General features: G+C 54.1%; 1 pseudogene. It reads left to right on the top strand.

The annotated features are described in order from the left end of the window. Nucleotides 1-155: 155 nt before the first annotated feature. Nucleotides 156-752, top strand: a pseudogene (locus AC1DH9_RS30150) (DDE-type integrase/transposase/recombinase); the annotation flags it as partial. Nucleotides 753-764 lie beyond the last annotated feature (12 nt).

The raw sequence follows: 764 nt of genomic DNA, 5'->3' as shown, positions 1-764 counted from the left end.
GCCCCGGACGGCGAGATTGTTGACTTGATCTATCGACAGCGTCGACTGGAACCATGAAAGTGCGAAAGCTGTTGTATTGAGGCARTGCGCCAGGTTGAGCATGGTTTGACGATAAAAATTAGGTCGAGAATGTCTTGTCATTAGATAAGAGGTGAGCATCCGCCCAGCCCCCACTCCTGATGTCGCGGGAAGGTGGCGAGCAGATCGGGCGATTCAAGGCGCGTGGCCTGATATCCCGGACATATCGAATCGGGAATTTGATGTGCCGGTACCACACCAAATCTGGTGTGGTGACATCACCTGCAACCGGGCGCAGGGAAAATGGCACGTCCTGGTTGTTGTCCTGGATCTCTGTGCACGTCGAATGCTGGGCGGGGGATTGTCGTGCTCATCAAGGCGCTGGATATGGCTTACGAGCAGCGTGTCAGGTCTCAGGGAACGGTGCTTCATTCGGACCAGGGCTCGCGATATGGCAGCCGACAGTTTCGCCAACAACTCTGGCGTTATCGCATGCGCCAGAGCATGAGTTGCCGTGGAAACTGCCAGGTATGCGCCGAGGAAACATGTGTTCAGGAGATTGAAAAACTGAGTGGATACCGAGTGCTGGCTAAATGAAGGCCCAAGAAGCGCACCGAGACATAAGCCTCTATCTGATGCATCGGCACGACTGGATTCGGCCGCATCAATTTAACGGCGGGTTAGCCCCATCTCTGGCTGAGAAAAAATTTAACGTCGTGTCCTGGATTTGTTGACCACTACAAGCC

This window comes from Pseudomonas sp. 05T35, from assembly GCF_056396605.1.
The sequence above is the reverse complement of the archived record's forward strand: the minus strand, read 5'-3'. Positions and strand labels throughout refer to the sequence as shown.